Below are 7,157 nucleotides of genomic sequence, written 5' to 3' on the forward strand. Positions count from 1 at the left end.
AAATAATGATATTTATGGATATTTGATATTGGTAGATATTTTGATTGAAAATTTACCCGGGTTGGATTGGCTATTCCCAATTAGGAATTCAGAACTCCAATGCTCAATTCTTACTTAAGATCCTCCAACAATTCCAAAACCAGTTTGTGAAGTAACGGTGCTGTTTCCGGACCAAGGGAATTGATTTCACCATAAGGTCTCTTTTCCTTGCCATAGGTAAAGGGTGGTTTTTCATCCCATTGGCTTTTTGGAACTATATAGCCAATCATGTCATTGGACATGCCATTGAAAAACCTGAATTGACCGGGCATGACCGACCTGATAGCAGGAACCTCAACCGGTTCAATACCAAAATCAGCACCCTCAGGAGATTCTACCCCTCCGTTCAATATCTCAGGATACAGCTCCCCGGGAATATGGACAAATGATGCCGGCCCCATGGTCCATACAGCCACTTCAGACCTTATTTTCCACCAAGAAGTTAATCCTCTTTTGAAAATACCAATCCATGCTGCTAACTTAAATAGTTTGTTTTCCAATGAGAGTTCTACGGTTTTGGCCCGGATATTGAGATTAGCGAAATTAACTTCCAGTACGGCTTTATCTGCTAATTTTTCAAGAACAATTTTGGCCAGTGCCTTGCCTTGTGCATCGATTTTACCATTGTTTTCTTCCTGAAAGACTTCACCCGAATAAGGATTTACTATTGGAATACTTGGATGCGTTGTCATCAAACCACCGAGTGCACCGTTCAGAAAAATCGATATTCCGCCTACTCCCTTTATCTGAAGACTATCATTTTCCACAATTCCATTTTCTACATATTCCCTGAAATAATGGGGGAAATCTGAACTGATCAGGGTATTTCCTGACCAAAGTGTTTCAGGATGATTTCCCCAATTCATGATCGTTCCCAAAGTTCGGTCATCATTTGAAGCCATCACTTGCATAATCCGAATAGCCGCATCATAGACCTGTGGATCTCTGGTATCACCCACCATTGGAAGTGCTGCCTCTTCATCTATTGCAAATCTGAAATAAACTGGTTCAAGTACATTGGTGGCATTTTCCACGGACTCAAGAATTCCCTTCATGACAAATTCAAGGTAATCTGGGTTGACCCCATTGGAATATTCATTTACTCCCCACATGCCCATCAAATCAGGAGAAGAATGAACATGGGTACTTGAAATAATCAAATAGTCGATACCTAATGATTCTTTCAATCGTTTCCTTACCCTGACCACTTCATCATGGCCAAATCCGATCATATCAATTACGCATAAAGCCAGCCTCGATTTGCCATCATCCAGCACCATAGTCCTTGCCCAAAGTGGATCGTTGACCCCTGAGGCAGGTCTGTTGTGGTGAAAACCCGCCAAATAAATGGGATCAAATTTACCATTGCCGTTCAGATCCTGGTAAACATCCCCGTCCTTCTCGTTGAAGTGGGCATCTCCATTATTATCTGTCCAAGTATCGAAATCAATTGGAGTGATGTCAACTTTGGAAAACCCGGCTTTGATAGCTGATGAATGGGAAGAATTGATTTTCAGATCGACCTCATGGCCTTTGTGACGATCTCTAAATTGGTAAAGTGTATATGAAACAAAAATGATTGCAATAACCACTAGCAGTATCAAGCTAACCTTTAGCCATTTTTTCATATTGAACAATATTATGGGTTATTTAACCAATATAAATAAAAAAACTGAATTTGAATATTTACCTATATGCAAGTCGAGGACGTTTTCTGTATAAATGGCTAGAAGACTGAAGACCAAGGTAAACTGTAATTTAGCGTTTGACAAATTAACCATTGGGATTTCAGATTTACTCCTATCATTGCGGATAATCATAAAACTGAATTATAAAAATTGTCAAACCTCCCTGATTGATTTCCGTTTTTCCGGATAAGTCTATTATCTTTTCCAAATGAATAAAGGATTACTCGTCATATCAATCTGCCTGCTATTTTTCCAATGTGATTTTGGTAAAGATAGTTTACCTGCAAATTCACAACTCCTACGGAATATAGATATTTCCTTATCTCCTGATTCAGTTACTCCATGGGCGCCAGTCGCAAATGAAGGATTTTCTTTAGGGGTCAGTCAGGAAACTTTCCTTTCCGGAAACAGATCATTATTTATTGAAAATCAGGACAGCCTCAACATAAATGCTGCTTTATGGAGGCAAACCTACGATGGCCCAATGCCCGCAGAAGGAAGACGCTTGACCTTAAGGGCTCATTTAAAAGGTGAAAATATTGAATTAAAAAGCCCCGGCAGTAACATATACATTTCGATCAGAATGTTTCCTGTTGAGGACAGCGAAGGCACAACCATCAACAGGTTTTTGAGCTCCCAAAACAGATTTCGGGTTTTTGGAACTTTTGACTGGGAACCTTTGGCGATTACACTTCCCAGTTTTCCAAAAGATGTAGAATACATCACTGTTTATATGGTAATGGGGCCCAAAACAATCGGTAAGGTTTACTTTGATGACATTACTTTGACAGTTGAATGAATTACCGGATTCCCTTAATTATATAACATGAATGTACGCAATGATGCTAGTAAAATAGTAATTCAATATTATACTCGCTAGGAAATTGAAATGTCCAGTACATCGGACTTCCGACTTCGGACTTCTGACCTGTTGGTAGTAGAATATTGGGTTACTGGCAATAAATGGATATATTGGTGTCAATCAACTTCATTATCCTTTTCTTGTTTTTCCTTTGCTTCATCCTTTTTTTCTTTTTCTATGGCTTTTTCTTCCTCTTTCCCAGCCTGCTCTATTTCTTGGGGAGTATCCTTATCCGTAGCTTTTTTGATCACCTCTCCATCACCATCTACTTCCATCAATTCAACCCTAACGGCTTCCTTATAGGGGGTTATACTTCCCCCGGCTTTTTCTGCAATGTAAAAAGTAATCTGAGCTCCGAATAAGAAGATGATCACGGAATAATAAATCCAAATGAGGATAAATACCAAGGATCCTGCGGTCCCATAGGCACTTCCAACTTCCGAATTTGCCATATAAATACCCAATAAGTATTTCCCCAAAGCAAACAAAAGCATGGTCACAAACGCCCCGAGCCAAACATCTCTCCATTTTACACGGGCATCTGGAAGGACTCTATACATCAGCCCAAAAATGACAACCAAAATACCCTGGGCAAATATAAAGTTTGCAATAGAAGCTAAAAACAAGGTTGATTCATCCAATAAATTTGATAGATATTTAAAAAAAATCACAATGATGGCATCAACCAAAAGGGAAACCAATAAAACAAATCCTATGGAAGCAACCATAGAAAAACTCAGTAACCGGTTGATTAGAAATTTTAAAATCCCTCTTTCCGGCTTGGCTTTTATATGCCAAATATGATTGATACTATTCTGTAAACTTACAAATACTGTTGTGGCACTGAATATTAATACTCCTACACCCAGTACTTTGGCCCAAATACTCTGGTTATCCACTCTGGCACTTTTGATGATATTATCGAATGTTTCGGCACTGTCAGAACCCAGGGTTTCGGTAACTTGATTGAGTAACTCTTCACGTACTTCACCCTCGCTGTAAAAATAAGAAGCTACCGTTAGGGCTACAATCAAGAGGCCGGGCAAACTAAATATGGTATAAAAAGCCGTGGAAGCCGCAAAGGTCATCGCCTCATTTTTGGCAAAATCCTTAACGCTCTCCAGAATGATCTGGAAAGAAGTGTGTTTTTTGAATTTTCTGAAATTCGCTCTAAACATGATTTTAAATTTTTATCCTAAAGCTTCCAATCATTCGATATTACCTATAAAAAAATCAGTCTGCGTATTCTACCAAAAATCTATACAATCCGTTCACAAAAAATTAAACAATCTTATTACCGAATACCTTTTTCGGGATACTTTCCAGTAACCTTTCTTCCAAAAGTCTTCATTTCCTCTATTTGTTCATCCATTTTTCCATTTGGATAAATTACCGGGCCGATGCCTGCTTCTTTCTTTTTATAATCTAAATACCCAATGACAATAGGAACATCCGCTCCTAATGCGATATGATAAAATCCTGATTTCCATCTTGGGGCAAAGCTTCGTGTTCCTTCAGGAGTCACCATAATCACCAATTCATCAGCATCTTTCAACATATTGACCATGGCCTCAGTGTAGGTTTGCTTTCTTCCGCCCGGAATTCTCTTCCTATCAATGGCTATTCCACCCAATCCCTTAATCATCCAACCCAATGGGCCCACCATAACTTCTTTTTTGATGGTAAATCTTACTGGAATATCCATTAGAAAAAATGCTGCCCTTGCATATAATATATCCCAGTTGCTTGTATGGGGAATAGCAATCAAAACAGCTTTCTTCAGGTCTTTTGGCCAGCCGATATTTAATGACCAACCACTAATCCAAAACACAATCCTTGACAAAAACTTCATCATGATTTTAATTCTTTTTTTGTATCAATGGCAAGTTCAGTAATTCCGGGATACTCAGCAATAAATTCAACTACTGTTTCATAACCTGCCTCGAAAATTTCTTTTGCTTTTTTGATATCCAAAACACCATATCTGGCCAGACCCTTCGGCTCTATGAAATAATCACAGCTACTTTTTCTACTGTAGGCATTGTAGTTCATGGACATGATTACTGTCCTTTCAATGAGGGCTTTGATATTTTTGATATTGTGTTCTATCGGGAGGTGGTTACAGTTTACACCAATAATGGCATCACAGAAACCTTCCAAAGGTTCTATCGGAAGATTGTTAAGGACTCCCCCATCCACATAAAATACATTATTGATTTCCATGGGGTCAAACATTCCCGGAATGCAGGACGATGCCATCAGTGGTTTGATCAGTTCTCCTTCCGAGAAATAAACCACTTTTGCTCTTTTAATATCGACAGCAACTACTGTCAGTGGAATTTTTAGGTCAGCAAAATTATTGGTTGGCAGGTATTTGGCATAAAGTTCTTCCACAGAATCCATTTTAAGGATTCCGGTCCAACTAATGGCTGGTTTTATAAATTTAAAATAATTGGTTTTAATGATAATTTCCAGAATTTCATCCGGCACCATTCCGCTACAATACAATGCCCCCACAATAGCACCTGCACTGCTTCCGCTGAATCTATTTGGGAATATTCCGTGTTGGTTTAGGGCCTTCAGAACACCTAAATGTGCGACGCCCCTAACTCCCCCACCTGAGAGCGCTATTCCAATTTTTTTATCAGAGTTCATTCAATGAAAATGTTTGGTCCAAACGTACGCCTTTTTCAGTCATTTTAACAGTGCAGCATTCGTTTATGGGATCATGTTCCAGAAATATAACATATTTGTTCAAGGCCGCTTCTTCCAGAAAAGTCTTTTTTTCAGCTAAGGTAATTAAAGGTCGTGTATCATAACCCATTACATAAGGCAAAGGAATATGTCCAACAGAAGGCAGCAGGTCAGCAGCAAAAACAATAGTTCTTCCTCTATAGTTGAGCTTGGGCAGCATCTGCTTATCCGTATGTCCATCAGCAGTCAAAAATTCAAATGAGGTACCGAATTTCTTTTCATTCAAATTAAGAAATTTTAGCTGTCCACTTTCCTGAATTGGAACTATATTTTCCTTTAAAAAAGATGCCTTTTCTCGGGCATTAGGTTCCATTGCCCATTTCAAGTGATCCTCATTTGACCAATAGACAGCATTTGGAAAGGTCATTTCCAGATTAGCTGGATTTCCATTAAGGTACCTGACTCCACCTCCACAATGGTCAAAATGCAAATGGGTCAGGAAATTATCAGTAATATCTTCAAAGCTAAAACCTTTGCTATGAAGTGACTTTTCAAGACTCATGTCTCCATGTAGGAAATAGTGTGAAAAAAACCTGGCATCCTGTTTATCTCCAATCCCATTATCGATCAGTATCAGCCGATCTCCCGATTCCACTAGCAAACAACGCATGGCCCATGTACAAAGGTTGTTCCCATCTGCAGGATTGGTTTTTGACCAAAGGACTTTAGGAACGACGCCAAACATGGCACCTCCATCTAATTTAAAAAACCCTGTTTGGATTACATGTAAGTTCATTTGGATCCTACTGAAAATAATAATCCCACAAAACCATATGCCAAAATAAATTGGAACTGAAAATGATTTTGTGGGAAAGAAAATCTGATTCTATTCCTCAAAAACTCCCATTGCACAGAATTTGTCTATTCTTTGGTCAATGCGTTTTTCGGGTTTTATTTTATCCAATTCTTTTAAAGCTTCAAGGATCGTGTGTTTTATAGTCCCGGCCATTTTTTTCATGTCTTTATGGGCACCACCAAGAGGTTCTTCAATAATCCCATCAATGAGACCGTTACCTTTCATATCCGTCGCAGTAAGCTTCAATGCCTCTGCTGCCTGTTCTTTGTAATCCCAACTTCTCCATAAAATGGATGAACATGATTCTGGTGAAATCACTGAATACCATGTGTTTTCGAGCATAAAAACTTTATCTCCAATGGCTATACCCAAAGCACCTCCGGAGGCACCTTCACCTATAATGATACAGATTACAGGTACCTTCAACATAAACATCTCCTTCAGGTTCCTTGCTATGGCTTCACCCTGACCTCGTTCCTCAGCCTCAATACCTGGAAAAGCACCTGGGGTATCAATTAAGGTAACAATTGGTTTACCAAACTTTTCCGCCATTTTCATCAGCCTCAAAGCCTTTCTATAACCTTCAGGATTGGCCATTCCAAAATTCCGTTCCTGTCTTTGCTTGGTATTTCTGCCTTTTTGTTGGCCTACAAACATCACTGTCCTTCCATCTATATCTCCAAGTCCACCTATCATCGCTTTGTCATCTTTGACGGTACGATCTCCATGGATTTCTATAAAATCAGTAGTGATTTCATAAATATAGTCAAGGGCATATGGCCTATCCGCATGTCGGGACAGCTGAACCCTTTGCCACCTGGTGAGATGTTGGAAAGTTTCCTTTTTCAAAGTCTGAATCTTTTCTTCCAAAGACTGAATATCCGTAGTCAAATCAATGTTTCTACCTTTGGCTAAATCCTTCATTTCCTGAAGCTTCAGCTCCAAATCAGCGATTGGTTTTTCAAATTCTAATAGCATACTCGGTTTTTTTGACTTAGGCAAAGATAAAAAGATTATT

General features: G+C 39.0%; 7 protein-coding genes. 1 reads left to right on the forward strand and 6 read right to left on the reverse strand.

All coding sequences use genetic code 11. The annotated features are described in order from the left end of the window. Nucleotides 1–110: 110 nt before the first annotated feature. A complete protein-coding gene (locus tag ACEW8U_RS19420) occupies nt 111–1,667 on the reverse strand; it encodes a neutral/alkaline non-lysosomal ceramidase N-terminal domain-containing protein (RefSeq protein WP_373523720.1) in 1,557 nt (518 codons plus the stop codon). Nucleotides 1,668–1,935: 268 nt separating this feature from the next. Between ACEW8U_RS19420 and ACEW8U_RS19425 the strand changes: the two genes are divergently transcribed. Then, nucleotides 1,936–2,526, forward strand: a complete 591-nt coding sequence (locus tag ACEW8U_RS19425; RefSeq protein WP_373523721.1) for a hypothetical protein — start codon at nt 1,936–1,938, stop codon at nt 2,524–2,526. A 179-nt stretch (nt 2,527–2,705) separates the two neighbouring features. Here ACEW8U_RS19425 and ACEW8U_RS19430 read toward each other — a convergent pair whose 3' ends face one another. The 5 genes from ACEW8U_RS19430 to ACEW8U_RS19450 form a co-directional block, all read right to left on the reverse strand. Continuing rightward, a complete protein-coding gene (locus ACEW8U_RS19430; RefSeq protein ID WP_373523722.1) occupies nt 2,706–3,767 on the reverse strand; it encodes a YihY/virulence factor BrkB family protein in 1,062 nt (353 codons plus the stop codon). 116 nt (nt 3,768–3,883) lie between these two features. Next, complete coding sequence (locus ACEW8U_RS19435; protein WP_373523723.1) at nt 3,884–4,444, reverse strand: 1-acyl-sn-glycerol-3-phosphate acyltransferase; 561 nt, start codon at nt 4,442–4,444, stop codon at nt 3,884–3,886. Then, nucleotides 4,441–5,244, reverse strand: coding sequence for a patatin-like phospholipase family protein (locus tag ACEW8U_RS19440; protein ID WP_373523724.1), 804 nt, complete (start codon nt 5,242–5,244; stop codon nt 4,441–4,443). Before ACEW8U_RS19440 ends, ACEW8U_RS19435 begins: the two co-directional genes overlap by 4 nt. Further along, nucleotides 5,234–6,079, reverse strand: a complete 846-nt coding sequence (locus ACEW8U_RS19445; RefSeq protein WP_373523725.1) for an MBL fold metallo-hydrolase — start codon at nt 6,077–6,079, stop codon at nt 5,234–5,236. Before ACEW8U_RS19445 ends, ACEW8U_RS19440 begins: the two co-directional genes overlap by 11 nt. Nucleotides 6,080–6,169: 90 nt before the next feature. Beyond that, nucleotides 6,170–7,117: an acetyl-CoA carboxylase carboxyltransferase subunit alpha gene (locus ACEW8U_RS19450; RefSeq protein ID WP_373523726.1), complete on the reverse strand. Its 948-nt coding sequence runs from the start codon at nt 7,115–7,117 to the stop codon at nt 6,170–6,172. Nucleotides 7,118–7,157 lie beyond the last annotated feature (40 nt).

The organism is Aquiflexum sp. (assembly GCF_041751335.1).
In the GTDB taxonomy this organism is placed as follows: domain Bacteria; phylum Bacteroidota; class Bacteroidia; order Cytophagales; family Cyclobacteriaceae; genus Aquiflexum.

Bases quoted from the DNA above. Each gene is read 5' to 3' on its own strand.
- ACEW8U_RS19450 (WP_373523726.1), bottom strand. From the start codon at position 7,117: ATGCTATTAGAATTTGAAAAACCAATCGCTGATTTGGAGCTGAAGCTT.
- ACEW8U_RS19420 (WP_373523720.1), bottom strand. From the start codon at position 1,667: ATGAAAAAATGGCTAAAGGTTAGCTTGATACTGCTAGTGGTTATTGCA.
- ACEW8U_RS19445 (WP_373523725.1), bottom strand. From the start codon at position 6,079: ATGAACTTACATGTAATCCAAACAGGGTTTTTTAAATTAGATGGAGGT.
- ACEW8U_RS19425 (WP_373523721.1), top strand. From the start codon at position 1,936: ATGAATAAAGGATTACTCGTCATATCAATCTGCCTGCTATTTTTCCAA.
- ACEW8U_RS19440 (WP_373523724.1), bottom strand. From the start codon at position 5,244: ATGAACTCTGATAAAAAAATTGGAATAGCGCTCTCAGGTGGGGGAGTT.
- ACEW8U_RS19435 (WP_373523723.1), bottom strand. From the start codon at position 4,444: ATGATGAAGTTTTTGTCAAGGATTGTGTTTTGGATTAGTGGTTGGTCA.
- ACEW8U_RS19430 (WP_373523722.1), bottom strand. From the start codon at position 3,767: ATGTTTAGAGCGAATTTCAGAAAATTCAAAAAACACACTTCTTTCCAG.